This window comes from Pseudomonas bananamidigenes (assembly GCF_001679645.1).
In the GTDB taxonomy this organism is placed as follows: domain Bacteria; phylum Pseudomonadota; class Gammaproteobacteria; order Pseudomonadales; family Pseudomonadaceae; genus Aquipseudomonas; species Aquipseudomonas bananamidigenes.
This window is the reverse complement of record NZ_LRUN01000089.1, coordinates 1-16,802: the sequence shown is the minus strand read 5'-3', so window position 1 is coordinate 16,802 and position 16,802 is coordinate 1. Positions and strand designations below refer to the sequence as shown.

10 protein-coding genes, 1 rRNA gene and 1 pseudogene are annotated in these 16,802 nt (G+C 60.6%); 7 read left to right on the top strand and 5 right to left on the bottom strand.

Annotated features, from left to right (window positions below; genetic code table 11):
* Positions 1-3,778 (top strand): beta strand repeat-containing protein (locus BBF94_RS25460; protein ID WP_141676629.1); only part of this gene is annotated, 3,778 nt, incomplete at its 5' end.
* A gap of 148 nt (positions 3,779-3,926) precedes the next feature.
* Positions 3,927-4,265 carry a tryptophan synthase subunit beta gene (locus tag BBF94_RS25455; RefSeq protein WP_065261691.1) on the top strand — a complete coding sequence of 113 codons (339 nt, stop codon included), beginning with the start codon at positions 3,927-3,929 and terminating at the stop codon, positions 4,263-4,265.
* Positions 4,266-4,314: 49 nt separating this feature from the next.
* Here the strand turns inward: BBF94_RS25455 and lapD are convergent, their stop codons facing one another.
* Positions 4,315-6,258, bottom strand: coding sequence for a cyclic di-GMP receptor LapD (gene lapD, locus BBF94_RS25450; RefSeq protein WP_065261690.1), 1,944 nt, complete (start codon positions 6,256-6,258; stop codon positions 4,315-4,317).
* 14 nt (positions 6,259-6,272) lie between these two features.
* Positions 6,273-6,965 (bottom strand): cysteine protease LapG, encoded by a 693-nt coding sequence (gene lapG, locus BBF94_RS25445; protein WP_065261689.1) that lies wholly within the window; start codon positions 6,963-6,965, stop codon positions 6,273-6,275.
* A gap of 195 nt (positions 6,966-7,160) precedes the next feature.
* Here lapG and BBF94_RS25440 point away from each other — a divergent pair, with 195 nt between their 5' ends.
* The 5 genes from BBF94_RS25440 to BBF94_RS25420 all read left to right on the top strand — a co-directional run bounded on the left by BBF94_RS25440 (position 7,161) and on the right by BBF94_RS25420 (position 14,220).
* Positions 7,161-7,871: a GntR family transcriptional regulator gene (locus tag BBF94_RS25440; protein ID WP_065261688.1), complete on the top strand. Its 711-nt coding sequence runs from the start codon at positions 7,161-7,163 to the stop codon at positions 7,869-7,871.
* A gap of 755 nt (positions 7,872-8,626) precedes the next feature.
* On the top strand, positions 8,627-9,400 hold the full coding sequence (locus BBF94_RS25435) for a DUF3050 domain-containing protein (RefSeq protein WP_065261687.1): 774 nt from the start codon (positions 8,627-8,629) through the stop codon (positions 9,398-9,400).
* Positions 9,397-10,326, top strand: a complete 930-nt coding sequence (locus BBF94_RS25430) for a diiron oxygenase (RefSeq protein WP_065261686.1) — start codon at positions 9,397-9,399, stop codon at positions 10,324-10,326. The genes BBF94_RS25435 and BBF94_RS25430 overlap by 4 nt, the downstream gene beginning before the upstream one ends.
* Positions 10,327-10,339: 13 nt before the next feature.
* On the top strand, positions 10,340-13,729 hold the full coding sequence (locus BBF94_RS25425; RefSeq protein ID WP_065261685.1) for a non-ribosomal peptide synthetase: 3,390 nt from the start codon (positions 10,340-10,342) through the stop codon (positions 13,727-13,729).
* 23 nt (positions 13,730-13,752) lie between these two features.
* A complete protein-coding gene (locus BBF94_RS25420) occupies positions 13,753-14,220 on the top strand; it encodes an SRPBCC family protein (RefSeq protein WP_065261684.1) in 468 nt (155 codons plus the stop codon).
* A gap of 58 nt (positions 14,221-14,278) precedes the next feature.
* On the opposite strand, the gene BBF94_RS28525 is transcribed toward BBF94_RS25420, so the two are convergent.
* The 3 genes and pseudogenes from BBF94_RS28525 to rrf all read right to left on the bottom strand — a co-directional run bounded on the left by BBF94_RS28525 (position 14,279) and on the right by rrf (position 16,531).
* Positions 14,279-15,064, bottom strand: a complete 786-nt coding sequence (locus tag BBF94_RS28525) for a methyl-accepting chemotaxis protein (protein ID WP_404820990.1) — start codon at positions 15,062-15,064, stop codon at positions 14,279-14,281.
* 69 nt (positions 15,065-15,133) lie between these two features.
* A pseudogene (locus BBF94_RS28520) lies at positions 15,134-16,159 on the bottom strand (HAMP domain-containing protein); the annotation flags it as partial.
* 256 nt (positions 16,160-16,415) lie between these two features.
* A 5S ribosomal RNA gene (rrf, locus tag BBF94_RS25410) occupies positions 16,416-16,531 on the bottom strand.
* Between the last annotated feature and the right edge of the window lie 271 nt (positions 16,532-16,802).

Genomic DNA, 16,802 nt, shown 5'->3' with positions numbered 1-16,802 from the left:
CAACTTCGAAAACCTGGTGACCAGCAACACGCCAGCGGTGACCAACGTCACCGACACCATCGACACCACCACCGTCAGCATCACCGGCAGCACCTCGGTGACCGAAGGCCAGACCGCCAGCTACACCGTCAGCCTGACGCACCCGGCGCAAACCGAAGTGACCCTGAAGATCGTCTACAGCGGCACCGCCGCCGACGGTTCGGACTTCACCGGCGTGTACACCGTGAAGATCCCGGCGGGCGCCAGCAGCGCACAATTCAACGTTGCGACTATCGACGACAAGATCACCGAAGGCACCGAGAACTTCGTGGTCAAGATCGACTCGGCCACCGGCGGCAACTTCGAGAACCTGGCCGTCAGCAGCACCAACGGCAGCGTCAGCACTTCGATCATCGACAACGATGCGCCACCAGTCCTCGACCTCGACGCCAACAACTCCAGCGGCGCCACCGGGGCCGACTACAAGGTGACCTTTACCGAGAACACGCCGGGCGCGGGCGTGTCGATTGCCGATACCGACATCAGCATCACCGACCCGGACAGCACCATGCTGACCGGCGCCACCATCGTGCTGACCAACCGTCAGGACGGCGATGCGCTGAACCTGGGCAACAGCGTCAACGGCATCACCATCAACGCCAACAGCACCAATGGCACGATCACGCTGACCCTCTCAGGCAATGCGACGCTCGCCGACTACATGCAGGCGATCAAGAACATCACCTTCACCAACAGCAGTGAAGACCCGAGCACCGTGCCGCGGATCATCACTGTGACGGTGACCGATGGCGGCAATTACTCCAACGTCGCCACCACCACGGTCAACGTGGTGGCCGTCAACGACGCGCCGGTCGCTGCTCCGGTCAACGTCACCGGCACCGAAGACACCCCGCTGATCCTCGGCTGGTCGACCTTCGGCGTCACCGACGTCGACAGCCCGGCCTCGAGCCTGGGCGTGAAAATCACCCAGCTGCCGGGCGAAGGCAAACTGCAGTACCTGGACGGCTCGACCTGGAAAGATGTCGCCACCAACCAGACTTTCAGCAAGGCCGACATCGATGCCGGCAAGCTGCGCTTCCTGCCGGACGCCAACGAATCGGGCGCGAACGGCTACGGCGGAAACGGTGTGGGCAACAACCAGGCTGACTACGCACAGATCAAGTTCCAGCCAACCGATGGTCAACTGCTGGGCAACACCGGCACGATCAAGATCGACATCACGCCGGTGGCGGATGCACCGACCCTGTCGGTCGCCGACAACAGCGTGAAGTCCACCGGACTGGTCAAGGAAGTCTGGACTGGTCTGTCGGGCCTGGGCACCGATGGCAGCGGCGCGAACTCGACCACCCTGAAAAACGTGATCGACGGCGCCGGCACCGCGAACTCCAAAGGCAACGTGACCAATGTGCAGTCCGACGGCAACGTGGCGGCAGGTACGGCGTCGAAGACGTCCGGCCTGATCTACCTCGAAGCCGGCAAGACCTACACCTTTACCGGCACCGGCGATGACAGCCTGCTGGTGAACATCGGCGGCAAGAACGTGGCCTCCACGACCTGGGGCGCGGGCGGCAACCTCAACGGTTCGTTCACCCCGACCACCAGCGGTTACTACACCCTGGAGATCTACCACCACAACCAGAGCGGTCCGGGCAGCTACGACGTAAACCTGTCAGTCAACGGCGCTGCGCCGATCGACCTGAGCAGTGCCGGCGTGCCGATCTACACCGGCGTGCAGGATCTGGTGAACTCCGGCGTGACCGTTTCCGACCTGCACGGCACCAACGGCGAAGGCTATTACGACGGCTACAAGCTCAACACCGGCGCTGAAGGCACCACCGTGAAACTGTCGTCGATCAGCACCGCGCTGACCGACACCGACGGCTCGGAAACCCTGAGCATCAAGATCAGCGGCGCACCGGTCGGTTCGGTGCTCAGCGACGGCGCGGGTCACAGCTTCACCGTGACCGCCACCAGCGGCGACGCCAACGTCACCGGCTGGAACCTCGGCAGCCTGACCGTGACCCCGCCGGCCTACTACAACGGCCAGTTCAACCTGACCGTGACTTCGACCTCCACCGAGGCCCTGGGTGGCTCGGCCAGCACCACCGCGACCATTCCGGTCACCGTGGTGCCGGCGGTGTACAACTCGATAGTCGCCACCTCGGCCGACGACACCGTCACCGGCACCGATGGCAACGACATCATCGTCGCCGACATCGGCGGCCTGACCGTGGTGCCGGGCACCAACTACAACATCGCATTCATGGTCGACAGCTCGGGCAGCATGAGCACCTCATCGATCAACGCCGCCAAAGACTCGCTGACCTCGGTGTTCAACACCCTCAAGCAGAGCATGGGCAACAACTCGGGTACGGTGAACATCTTCCTGGTGGACTTCGATACCCAGGTCAACAAGTCGGTGTCGGTGAACCTCAACGACCCGAACGCGTTGACCAAGCTCAAAGCGGTGCTGGACTCGATGACCTCCGGCGGCGGCACCAACTACGAAGACGTGTTCAAGGCCACGGCCAACTTCTTCCAGAGCACCGAAGCGCTTGCCAATACCGGGGCGAAGAACCTCACGTACTTCATCACCGACGGCCAGCCGACCTACTACCAGAGCGGCGAACAGACCAACCCGACGCTGTACGGCAACGTGAAGCTCGACGACGTGGTGAAGACCAGCAACTACAAACTGGGCGACAGCTTCAGCACCTACATCGACAGCACGCACTACCTGACCATCAGCACGGCCGGTGCCGTGGTGCTGCAGACGTACAAGAACGGCAGCTGGAACTGGAACAGTCTGGGTACGATTCACGCCCAGGGCGACGGCACCTACGAGCTGTCGAACCTGGCAGGCTCCGGCAGCAGCACCAGTTCGGCCACCACCGACAACGCCAACAGCGCCTTCGCGCTGCTGGGCAACCTGTCCAACGTGGAAGCCATCGGGATCAACAGCGGTGTCAGCCTCAACGACCTGAAACCGTACGACACCGATCACAACCCGCAGACCAACATCGATCCGAAGGACCTGGCGAACTCGATCATCGGCCACACCGAAGCGACGATGCCTGGCAACGACACGGTCAACGGTGGCGACGGCAACGACATCCTGTTCGGCGACCTGGTGAGCTTCAACGGCATTGCCGGCGAGGGTTACCAGGCGATGCAGGCGTTCGTTGCGCAGCAGACCGGCGTCGATGTCAGCAAAGTCACCACCAGCAACGTGCACCAGTACATCACCGAGCACTATCAGGCGTTCGATGTGTCCGGTGCCCACGACGGCAACGACACACTGCTGGGCGGCGCAGGCAATGACATCCTGTTCGGCAATGGCGGCAACGACGTGCTCGATGGTGGCAAGGGCAATGACATTCTGCTGGGCGGCTCCGGCAACGACACACTGATCGGCGGTCAGGGCAACGACATCCTGATCGGCGGTTCCGGTGCCGACACTTTCGTCTGGAAAGCAGGCGACACCGGCAACGATGTGATCAAGGACTTCAACGCCAGCGAAGGTGACCGCATCGACCTGCGTGACCTGCTGCAGGGCGAGACCGGCAGCACCATCGACAACTTCCTGAAAATCACCACGGTCGACGGCGTGTCGTCGCTGCAAGTCAGCTCGGCGGGCAAGTTCAACTCCGCCGATGCGGCTGCCGCCACACCGGACGTGACGATCAAACTGGAAGGCAACAACTGGTCCACTGCCAACATTCACAACCTGATTGCCGGCAGCGACCCGACCATCAAGGTCGACCACAACAACAGCTGATGCGTGAACAAAACGACCGCCCCAATGGGGCGGTCGTCACGTTTGCGCCTTTCTTTGCGGTGACGATTTCGTCGCCACACCGCATACTCCCGTGCAGTTGGCTATGCTGCTGACAGCATGACGCCAGTCCATTTTCGAGGGATGCTCAATGTTTTACGTGCAACGCGATGCGCAGGGTCAGTTGAGTCGCGTGGAGGCTGCGGCCTGGGCCGAGGCCACGGAAACGCTGCCGGCCGACCACCATGAAATCCAGGCCTGGTTTGCCAACGCCGCCGTGGAAAACAGCCTCAAACAGCTCAAGCAGAGCGATCTGGAAATGATCCGGGTGCTCGACGACCTGATTCAGGTCCTCACCCAGAAAGGCGTGATCCGCGTCACCGACCTGCCGCCGGCGGCACAGGCCAAGTTGATGGACCGGAACCAGGCCCGGGTAGCGTTGGGCGGATTGAGCCAGTTGATCGATGATGAAGAGACCGGGTTGATCTGATCTTTTTGTCCTGTCAGTTCCCACGCTGTGGGTGGGAACTGACAATTCATCACCAGGGTTTTGGCTCACCGAAGAGCTGCCCCTGAACCCCGTACAACCCCATCTCGCGAATCACCGACAGCTCCCCTTGCGTCTCGACCCGCTCGGCAATCAGCGGCAGATCGATGCTGTGCGCCGCCCGCTGGATGGCCTCGATGAACAGGCGCTTGTCGCTCTCCTGGTCGATCGCGCGGATGTAGCTGCCATCGATCTTCAGGTACGCCAGCCCCAGCCGCGCCAGATTGCCGATCATGCTGAAGCGCCCGCCGAAACGCTGCAGGCTCAGGGAGAAACCGAGTTCACGCAGGCGCCGGGTCAACTGCTCCAGCACCGCTTGCTCCGGCAATTGCTCCTCACCGATTTCCAGGGTCAGACGCGAGCCGAGATTGGAATGCGAGCGCAGGATCTCGAACACCTTATTCAGCGCCTGTTGATCGGCCAGGGTCGCCGAGGACAGGTTCAGCGCCAGGGATTCTTCATGGCCGGCCATTTGCTCCAGCACTCGCTCGAGCATCAACCGGTCCAGTCGCGCGGTCCAGCCAAAGCGCTCCAGCCATGGCAGGAAACGCCCGGCGGGAATGGTCTGGCCCTGCTCGTCGAGCAGGCGTGACAGCACTTTGTAATGCAGCACCAGTTGCGTGTCCTGCGCCGCCACCACGGGCTGGAAGAACAGTTCGAAACGCCGCTGATTCAGGGCCTGATCGAGCAAACGATGCCAGGCGTGATGATCATCGCCGACATCCGCCACCAGGCTCTGATCGAGGCACGCCCAGTTTTGCTCGCCCTGACCTTCGGCCTGGGCCAGCGCCTGATCCCCCAGGCTGAGTACCGCTTGCGGTGAATCACCGTGGGCGAACGGCGCCAGACCGATGGAAGCCACAGCAGGCACATCAGTAGCACCGGTGGCGTGCAGACTGCCCAGAGCGCTGTTGAGATTCTGCGCCAGTTGCAGCGCTTCTTCACGGGTCAGGCCCGGCGCCAGCACGGCGAACTCACCGCCACGAATGCGGGTCACGAGGTTTTGGGTTTCCGGGTATCTGGCACATTCGCGGGACAGTTGCTGACCGACCGCTTTCAACAATTCATCGGTGCGCTGACCGCCGAGACGCTGGTTCAGCCCGGCCAGGTCCTTGACCCGCAACAGCAACAGGTAACCGGAACTGGCCTGCTCCGGATTGCTCACGCGGGTGTTCAGTTGCATCTCGAAATAACGCCGGTTGGCCAGCCCGGTGAGGTTGTCCTGATAGGACTCGGTGCGCAGTTTTTCGCTGCGTTCGGCCTGCTCCTGGAACAACGCCTTGAGCTTCTCGACCATCTGATTCATGGCCAGCACCACGCGACGCAGTTCAGGTGTGCGCGGCAAGTCGGGCAGGCTGAGGAATTCGCGACGGGCGATGGCATGGGATTGCTTGACCATGTAATCCAGCGGTCGCAACTGGCGACGCAGCAACAGCGCGCCGAGCACCGCACTGACGGCGCCGCAGACCAGCAGCCAGCCAAGGCTGCCGAGCGCGCTCTGCCAGAGCTTGGCCAGGGCGAACATCGGGTGGCTGACCACTTCGACCCGCGCCGCCTGCTCCCAGCCACGACTGACCAGCGCATCGCCACCGGCCGGCTCCAGGCCGATCAGCTTGACGAACCAGTCCGGAACGTTGGTGACGGCGGGAATGCCGCTGCGTTCGACGATGGTCTGGTCGGTCTTCAGATCGACCACACGGATGCTCGAGTAATAACCGCTGTCGAAGATCGAACTGACCAGCAGCTCGACCATCGCCGGGTCATCGATATTCGGTGTCAGCGACAGCGCCAGCGCCGTGGCGGCGTCCTGGGCGTGGGAGCGCAACTGGTTGACGTACTGGGTGCGCGAGCTCTCCAGACTGACCATGAAGCTGCCGGTAAAGGCGACCACCAGGAACAGACAGATAGCGATCAACAGCTGTTTGAACAAAGACATCTGAGCGCGTGCTCCTAGTTAGTCGTCTCGACCGGGAATCCTTCGGCCTGCATTTTCTTCAACACATCCTGCCAGCGTGACAGGCGTTTGGTATCACCGACCTTTTTGTTGCCCTTGGCTCCCGGCAGGTACAGACCTTCGGCATTGAAAGAGTAGACCGGCAGCAAATCGGTACGCTCGGAGGCCGGTTTGATCGGGTCGATCAGGCTGTCGAGCACCAGCGGCATGGCATCGGGACTGGAATAGTAGGTCAACACCATGTGCGCCCGGTTCTGGCGAAGAGCCTTGACGTAGGTGATACGCAGCTTGTCACTGGCCACGCCGAGGTGGCGCAGGCTGAAATACTTGGCGATCGCGTAGTCCTCGCAGTCACCGGCACCTTTCCACAAGGCTTCGATGGGGGTTTCCCAATAATCGACCTGGCCCCACAGGTCGATGTCCTCGACATAGCGCATCTGTTTGTTGAAAAACAGATTCACCACCTTGAGCTTTTCCATTTCGCTGACCTGCTTCTGCGTGGCCAGCAGGTTCTGCCAGGCATCGATCCGCTGTTGCCCGGCACCCAGCGGTCCGTACAATGCCGTGGCCTTGCGGCTGATCGTGGAAAAATCCCAATCGGCATGCAGGCCGCCCAGCATGATGCCGGCCAGCAGCAGCGCGCAGACAAACCAGCGCGCGAACCGGGGGATCGCGAAACGTACCGCCAATGCTAGGCATCCAGGGCAGGAGGAAAGGCGTCTGATGGTGAAGGTTAGTCCAGCAAAAAACAATGGCACCCTGAGATCATCGCATGCGCGCTAAACTTCAGATGTGACAGGGTTCTTCTACACGGTTTGACAACCCGTAGAGCAATCACTAGTGTCCTTTGGATCCAAATTTCGCAGTCAACAGGGTGTGCAGTTGTGACCCAGAAGCCCAAGCCACTCCACAGCATCAAAGTCGACGGGCCGATTCCCGCGCATCTGGCGCGCTCGGTCATCGAAGAAACACTGCGCTCGGCGATCCTTGACGGTCGCCTGCCGTGCGGCACCGCCGTGCGCCAGCAGGATCTGGCGGACCTCTTCGGCGTCAGCCGCATGCCGGTGCGCGAAGCGTTGCGTCAACTGGAAGCCCAGGGCCTGTTGAGCGTGGTCGCCCACAAGGGGGCCGTGGTGGCGCCGCTGATCCAGGGCGATGCGACCGAAACCTACGAGCTGCGGATCCTGCTGGAGTCCGAAGCGTTGCGCCAGTCGATCCCGCTGCTGACCAGCGCCGATCACGAACGCGCCGCCGGTTATATCGAAGAGCTGGAAACCGAGCACGATTACACCGAAATCGGCCGGCTCAATCGTCTGTTCCACATGGCACTTTATTGCCAGTCCCCGAACGGTCGTCTGCTGCGGCTGGTCGAGGACGGCTTGAATGAAGAGGAACGCTTTCTGCGCTTCAACCTCGAGGCCATGGGACTGGGCAAGATCTCCCAGGACGATCACCGGGCGTTGCTGGAAGCCGTAAAGCAACGGGACACCCCGCTCGCGGTGGCATTGCTGGAGCAACACCTCAATCGCGGTGTCGAGGTCATCACCCGATACCTTGCCAGCCCCGCCGCCCAGAACCGCAAGACAGCCCGCTGACTCTCCCCCTTCCGGGTGGACTCGCGTTCACCCGGTGAATAACCCGCTTACAAATACCCATCTCGGTCACGCTCAATTGCCGTGGCACTTGCGCGCCTGCGCTCTAACCTCCCCCCAGCTTCGGACAGCCCGGAATTTGCACCGCAAGGAAGTCATTTTCGACGATAGCCGCGGCGCCGAATTACGCGCACCCTTGGATCGCCAACCCACTATAGAACGGGGACGCGCCGCCCCGGCAGCAGTCCCCGCACCAGGAACCTACGGAAGGAGCCTTGTCACGGGAAAAGGAAGATACGCCGCCGTACCAGGCCAACTTCATCCCCTCAGATCATCTCAATCAATTCATTAGAAAGTTGCTTCGAGTGAGGCATTCACTCTTGTTATTCAATTTTGGTCTTTAAACACCGGAAGGAGCAACTACGCCCAAATAAAACTTTAATCAAAAGTTTTATCAGCCCAACTCATACCCAAAAAACAGCAAACTTAAATTAATTAAAAATATACTTGTTAAGTTGTTTTGCGATGTATTAGTTTTTCTTCGCCGGGTTTTCTATCGCACCGAAAAACCGGCGAGCTCCAACAGTTCGGCCCGGCGCATGCCAGTCTTTACCGGCGTGCCGTTGTACCAGGCCTCTCTCTACAACTTCAACTTTCATCGAAACGAATGAGGCTATCGCTCGCCTGGAATATATATCCAACGTTGTTAGCCATTGATTGAGCAGTCCCTATATCCCTATAAGCCAGAGGCTCGCATCATGCCAACTAAAGAACAACTCGCCCAAAAGAAAGCCGAACTCAGCGTTCACCCGATCTTCTCCGAAATCGATTCGCTGTCGGTGTTGCGACGTTTCATGGAATCCCATGTATTTGCCGTATGGGATTTCATGTCGCTGACCAAACGCCTGCAACAGGAACTGACCTGCACCCGACTGCCGTGGCTGCCACCGCGCGATCCGCACGCCGCGCGGCTTATCAATGAAATCGTGCTGGGCGAAGAGTCGGACGACCGACTGTCCCACGGTCATTACAGTCATTTCGAGTTGTACCTGGATGCGATGCGCGAAGTCGGTGCGAACACCTCGGCGGTGGAGCGTTTCGTCGCGTTGCAGCAAGAGGGCGTGAGCTACGACGTCGCGCTGCAAAGTGTCGATGTCGATCCGGCTGCCGCACAGTTCGTCCGCGACACCCTGCACACCGCGCTGCACGCACCAGGGCACAGCGTTGCCGCGGCTTTTCTGCATGGGCGCGAGAGTGTGATTCCAACCATGTTCCAGCGCATGCTCGATGCCTGGGGCATCGGTGTCGAACAGGCGCCGACCTTCCGTTACTACCTGGAGCGACACATCGAAGTCGACTCCGAAGATCACGGCCCGGCCGCCGAGCATCTGCTGGAGCGTCTGGTCGCTGGTGATCCGCAACGTGAAGCCGAGGTCTATGCCAGCGCCATCGCCGCCGTGGAAAGCCGCATCGCGCTATGGGACGGCCTGCGCCAGAGCATGCGCGAGTCGCTGGCGGAGGTGGCCGAATGAACGCCGCCGACTACCAATCCTTCGCCGACGCCTGGGAAAGCCGCGCCACCATCCGCACCCGACCGCGCCGCGTGCTGGAGGACGATGCGCGGCTGATCTATCCGCTCAGCCGCCAACCGCTTGTACTGAGTGAAACCTTCCTGCGCGAATGTCCGGATCAGCGTGATTTTGCCCTGGTGCAGACGCTGTACAAGTTCATCAACGACGTGGTGATTTTCGAAACGGAGATCGTCGACAAGACCGCTCGCAGCATCGCCAAGAATCGCTTCGCCGTGGCCTTCCCGTTCGCCTGCCGCTACGACGCCATGACCGTTGTCGTGGACGAGGATTACCACGCGCTGGTGGCGATGGATTTCATGCAGCAGACCGTCGCCATGACCGGTATCGAGCCCATCGAGTTGCCGAATGAAATCGAACTGAGCCGGGCGATTCCTGCTGCCGTGGAACTGGCTCCGGAACATCTGCGCAGCGCAGTGGAACTGATCTGCGTCGCCATCGCCGAGAACACCGTGACCGGCGATGTCGCAGCGTTCGCCCGGGACGACACGATCAAGCCGTCGATCAAGGGCCTGATGGCCGACCATCTGCTCGACGAGGGCCGGCACTCGAGCTTCTGGGCGAGGATGGTACGCATCTACTGGCACACCGCAAGCGATGCGGATCGCGAATGCATCGCACAAATCCTGCCGGTGTTCATCGGCCACTACCTGACCAACGACATCCAGAAGTCTTTCGACCTGCGCCTGATCGATGCCTTGCCGGTCAACGATGCGACCCGCCGCGCACTGAAGGACGAGATGGCCGGGCTGGCCTTCCCGATCAATCGCCACCACCCGCTGGTGGGCAACATCGTGCGGTTTTTCCACAACAGTTCACTGCTCGACACACCGTGCGTACAGCACGCCCTGCGCGACTACCTGGTATGACAAGGAGGCTGACATGAGACGTCTCGACATTTTGCTGAGGGGCCGCAGCCAGGCCTTGACCGACCTGGCATTGGAGCTCGAACAACACGGTCATTCATTGCTGACGGAATCTGCACTGTCGCTGGATCTGGTGATCGATGACGGCAGTCTTGCTCCGCAGGCTTACGGCGCGACACCGCAGCTCACATTGCGCCTGGGTGTGGGTGCAACGGGCAGCGGCGGTTTGCCGGTGCTCGATCTGCTGTGCCTGTGCAATTCGACACTGCTTAGCCGCGTGCCCATCGCTGACGAACCCTCCGGCAACGGTCAGGCCCTGCGCCAGCGAACACTCGCGCTGGTGGTGGACGAAGTCGCGCTGCTGGTCAGCCGCTTCTCCCGCGATGCCGAGTATTTCCAGCACGCGACGACGGCCCGGGCGCCGGACTTCGAGCAGGTGGAAAACCTGCTGTTTCTCGACAGCCTGGCCTACGTCCATCGCTTCAATGCCACGGCCAATCCGTTCTTGTTGCAACAGGCGCAGACCCCGCTCATCGAGCGCCTGCAACAAAGCCTGCTCAAGCACGCGGAGCGCCCGGCGCTGCACCTCGCCGAACAGTCGATCAGCTATCGCCAGCTGCATGATCACAGCCGTGCGATCCAGCAGCGATTGCTGGCAATACTCGAGGCACAACCGCAACCGTGGATAGTGGGGATTTGCCTGCCGAAATGCGATGCGCTGTTTGCCTCCATTCTGGCGATTCTCGGCAGCGGCGCGGTGTATTTGCCGCTGGAGCCGAGCCACCCGTTGCAGCGCCAGCAGTACATCCTGGAAAACGCCGGGGCAGTGTTGCTGCTGCATGACGGCGAACATCCGCTGAGTGGTTCGATGCCGGGGCTGGATGTCATGCGGATCGACAAGTCCGACGCAGATCTCTCACTGCCGTTGCTGCGCCAGCGTCCGCAGCTCGACTCACCCTGCATGGCGCTCTACACCTCGGGCACCACCGGCCATCCGAAGGGTGTGTTGCTCAGTCAGGCGAACCTGGCTCATTTCACGGCGTGGTACGCCGATTACGTGCAGTTGCACGCTGAGAGCCGGGTGTTGCAGTTCTCGTCGTTGAGCTTTGATTCATCGCTGATCGACATTTTCCCGACCTTGCTCGAAGGCGCGGAACTGGTGGTGCCCGATGACAATCAGCGGCGCGATCCACTGCAACTGACGGCGCTGATCCGCCGTCGACAGCTGACTCACGCATTCCTTCCGCCGGCACTGTTGAGCATCCTGCCGCTGGAGCAGTTGCAAAGCGTCGGGCAGATCATGACCGGCGGCGATGTCTGCGAGCCGTTCGTGATCGAGCAACTGACGCGTCAGGGCAAGCTGCACAACCTTTACGGCCCTACCGAGGCCACGGTGCTGATCACCGCGCGGCAACTGCAGCCGGGTGACAGCAATCGCAGCCTAGGCAGGCCGATTGCCAACAGTCAGGTACTGATCCTCGATGACGATCTGCAACCTGTGCCCGAGCAGACCGTGGGTGAACTGTTCATCGTCGGCCCCGGTGTGTGCCTGGGGTACCTGAACAATCCACAGCAGACCGCCGAGCGCTATCTGGATCTGGAGTTGCCGGACGGCCAGCGTCTGCGCGCCTACCGCAGCGGCGATATGGCCAAGTGGGGCGAAGACGGCATCGAGCTGTGCGGGCGACGCGACAATCAGGTGAAGATTCGTGGCTTTCGGGTAGAGCCTGAAGAGATCGAGCGGTGTCTGCGCGAGAGTCAGCTGTATCGGCAGATTGCCGTGGTGATCGACAGCCAACGGCGGATTCTGGCGTTTATCGCCCAACCGCAAACGGATGCCGCACGCGATGCACTGAAGGCACATGCCCAGCAGTTCTTGCCCGACTACATGCAACCCGTAGCGTGGACGGAACTGCCGAACATGCCGTTCGCGGCCAACGGCAAAGTCGATCGCAAGGCGTTGCTGGAGCTGCCGGTCAGCGTGCAGGACAGCGGCCCGAAATGCCTGCCGGCCAACGCCGACGAAGCGCTGCTGCTGGAGATCTGGGGCGAATTGCTGGAGCTGCCGACCAGCGACATCTCCACCGACGAAAGCTTCTTCAATCTCGGCGGTCACTCGATTCTGCTGTCGCGCATGCTCCTGCGTCTGCGGGAGGAATTCGGTCGCAGCATCTCGATCAATCGCTTCATCGAGCTGCCGACCATCACCAAGCTCGCCACGCTGGTGCGCGGCACCGATGACAGCGCGGTACTCAGCGCCCAGGCGATGGCCGACGCCGAGCGAGCGCTGGATATCGAACCGTTGCCGATCAGCCGCATGGGCGATGTACACAAGGTGATCGTCACTGGCGCCAACAGTTTTGTCGGCGTGCACATCGTCGAGGCGCTGCTGGGATGGGGTGCCAGCGAGGTCGCGTGTCTGGTACGCGACGGCGCCGGGCAAACGGCGGTGCAGCGCTTTGCCCAGGCGCTTCGGGAGAACCGGCTGGAGCATCTGGACCTGAGTCGGGTGCGGGTCTATTCGGCCGACATCACCCGGCCGCAGCTGGGCCTGTCCGATGACGACTACGAGCGACTTGATCGCGAGTTCGGCGCGCTGGTGCACAATGCAGCGAACGTCAATCACGTCCTCGATTACGAGTCGCTGGCAGCGGACAACGTCGAGCCGGTTTTCGAACTGCTCAGGTTGTGCGAAGGGCGCAGCAAGAAGGTGTTCAATTTCGTCTCGACGCTGTCAGCCTCCAGCACCGTCGACGATACCGGCCGGGTGTTGGAACTGCCCGCCGCCCCGACGCCGCCGATCTACATCCGCAACGGCTACAACCTGTCGAAATGGGTCGGCGAACGCATCCTGGAACGCGCACGGGAACTTGGTGTGCGGGTCAATTTGTATCGGCCCGGCAACATCAGCTTCAACAGCCTCAGCGGCGTCTGCCAGCCGCACAAGAACCGTTTGATGCTGATGCTCAAGGGCTCGATCCAGCTCGGGCAGGTGCCAGCCTTCGCGCTGAATTTCGACCTGATGCCGGTGGACTTTCTCGCCCGCTTCATCGCCTTCCACGCCAGCCGTTATTCGCCGGAGCGGGCGGTGTTCAACCTGCATAACCCCGAGCCTTTGAGCTGGGATGCCTACGTCGCGTCGTTCCGTGAAACCGGCCGCGAGTTTTCGCTGGTCAGCGTCGCCGACTGGCAGCAGCAACTGGGCCGGGTCGATGCCGACAACGCGCTGTTCGGCGTGCTCGGTTTCTACCTCAACGGCTTCGAGGAAGACATCGGCGACATCTCCCTGATCGGCCACGCCAATGCCCAGGCCGGCGTGCAGCAGATGGGCGCGCGCTACCCGGAAAAATCCCCGGCGCTGCTGCGTCGCGGCTGCGATTACCTGAAAGAAATCAACTTCATCTGACTCAACCACCAAGGAGCAACACCATGAGCAATCTTCAACCCGACACCCTGATCAAGAACCCTCACGGCTGCCATGTCGTATCTTCGGTGGAAGTGCCGGCGGACGCCGGGCAGGTGTGGGCGGTGGTCGGCAAGTTCGACGGTTTCGACCGTTTCATTCCGGCGCTGTCACACATCGAGATGACCGGTGAAGGTGTGTCTTCGCTGCGCAAGAAGTTCTTCAAGGATGGCAACGTCGTGGTCGAGCAACTCAACTCCCGGGATGACCAGGCGCTGAGCATGACCTGGACCACCATCTACAACACCCTGGGCGTAGCCAATCTGTGGGCAGCGATGAACGTGGAGTCGCTGGGTTCGGGCAAGTCACGGGCGACCTGGACGATCATTGCCGAGCCAGCTTCCGGTGGCCCGGAAGCGCTGCCGGGGTTCAAGGACTTCGTGCAGGGGTTCGCCGATGATGCGATGGGCAATGTGCTGAAGCTGTTTGTATAAGGCATGAAAAAGCCCGCTGCGGATCACTCCGCAGCGGGCTTCTTTTGATCGCAAAAGATCAGATCTTGAAGCTGTCGACCAGTTGTTTCAACCGGTTGGCCTGCTGCGACAACGCATCGCAATCCTTCAACGTTTCATTGAGGTTCGCCACGCTCTGCTGGTTCAGCAGGTTGATCTGGTTGACGTCGACATTGAGGGTTTCCACCACGGCAGTCTGCTCTTCGGTAGCCGCTGCCACCGATTGGTTCATGCCGTCGATTTCGCCGATGCGCTGGGTCACGCTGACCAGACGCAGGCCCGCCTGGTTCGCCACTTCCACGGATTGCTCGCTGGACGCCTGACTGGCGTTCATGGTGCTCACTGCTTCGCGGGAGCCGACCTGCAGCGAGGTGATCATCTTGTGGATCTCTTCTGCCGATTCCTGGGTGCGATGAGCGAGGTTGCGCACTTCGTCCGCCACCACCGCAAAGCCGCGACCGGCTTCACCGGCACGGGCTGCCTCAATGGCCGCGTTGAGTGCCAGCAGGTTGGTCTGCTGGGAGATGCCTTTGATCACATCGAGAATATGGCCGATGTTGTCGGTGCTCGCATTCAGGGTTTCGATCTGGGTGCACGACAGGCTGATCTTCTGCGACAACTCCGTCATGGCCTGAATCGTCTGTTCGACCACCTGACGACCGTCATCGGCCTGCTCGCTCGCACCGCTGGCGTGTTGCGAAGCATCGGCGGCGTTGCGGGCGATTTCCTGGGTGGCGGCGCCCAACTGATTGATCGCGGCAGCCACGCTGTTGGTACGTGCGCTTTGCTCGTCAGAACCGATGATCGAGGCGTTGGACGATGCCATCACCCGTTGCGACAGGTCGTGTACGTGGCGAGTTGCGGAAGACACTTCGGAAATGGACGCGTGAATACGCTCCACGAACTGGTTGAACGAGCTGCCCAACTCACCGAATTCGTCTTTGCTTTCCACTACCAGACGACGGGTCAGGTCACCTTCACCCTGGGCGATATCCTGCATCGCGCGGCCCATGGTGATCAGCGGACGCATCAGCACAGTGATCAACAGGCTCAGGAATACCGCAATCGCACCTACCGCGACGAACATCGCGATCAGTGCCGAGGTACGGAACTGACTGAGTGCCGCGTAGGCCTTGTCGCGGTCGATCGACAGACCGATGTACCACTCGGCATTCGGCAGCCCGGTGACCGGAGTGAACGACAGAATGCGCTCCTGTCCATTGAGCACCACGTTCTGGTTACCCTTCTGGATGCGCACATCGGCGTTCGGGTAGATGTCCTTGAGGTTCTTCATCACCTGGTCTTTGTCCGGGCTGACGATCACCTGACCGTCACCGCTGACCAGGAATGCGTGGCCCAGGCCGCCGAAGTCCACCGAGTTGATGATCTTCACCAGAGTTTCCAGGCTCAAATCACCACCAACTACACCGAGCAGCTCGCCGTTCTTTTTCACCGGCATGGCAATGGTCACCACCAGACCGCCGACGGCAGCCATGTACGGCGGGGTCAGCATGGTTTTGTCGGCGGCCACGGCCTGCTTGTACCAGGGACGCTGACGCGGGTCGTAGCCATCCGGCATCTTTGCGTCCGGACGCTGGGTGAATACACCATTGGCCTGGCCGACATAAGTGAACTGGAAATTCGAGGTGAAGGCCGGTTGATCGACCAGACCCGGGAAGTCGGCATTCTGGCCCTGATGAGCGACGTTCTGCGCGAGGTTTTCCAGCACCAGAATCCGCCCGCTCATCCAGTTCTGCACACTGCTTGCAGTCAGATCACCGGCTTGCTGGACGGAGGACTGGAGATTCTGGCGAATGGTGTTTCGCTGCAGGTAATCGTTGTAAAAAGTGAACAACGCGAACGCCAGGACCACGACGCCCGAGGCGGCCAACAAAATTTTATGGCTGAACTTGAGATTCATTTCATGGGACTTCTTATGCCAAAAGTGGGGATGCGTTCCAGATGCAACATTCCATGTACAGCGCAGGCAGCGTTCTGACGGCCGCTCTACTTTGGTGCACGCATGTCTCACCAGTCTGTCGGCACGATTCGAAGAAAACTTAGCGCTTTGTATGAAATGGATGGCATTTCTGCCAGATTCCCGCCGAATGGTGTGCTCGCGAGCCCTGAAACGACAAAACCCCGACTGCTTTCGCAATCGGGGTTTCGGAATTTAATCTTGACGATGACCTACTCTCACATGGGGAAACCCCACACTACCATCGGCGATGCATCGTTTCACTTCTGAGTTCGGGATGGGATCAGGTGGTTCCAATGCTCTATGGTCGTCAAGAAATTCTGTGTGCCAAATCGTGGCCAGATGGCCTCGCTTCAGCAAATCGGGTATTGTACAGCAATCGGTGTTTGTGAACTCGAACTTTCGGTTTCGGATTTCGTCTTCACGCACGATCTGGCTCTTAAGCGCAAATTGCTTGGGTGTTATATGGTCAAGCCTCACGTTTCACTTCTGAGTTCGGGATGGCATCAGGTGCTTCCAATGCTCTATGGACGTCAAGAAATTCTGTGTGCCAAATCGTGGCCAGATGGCCTCGCTTCAGTAAGAT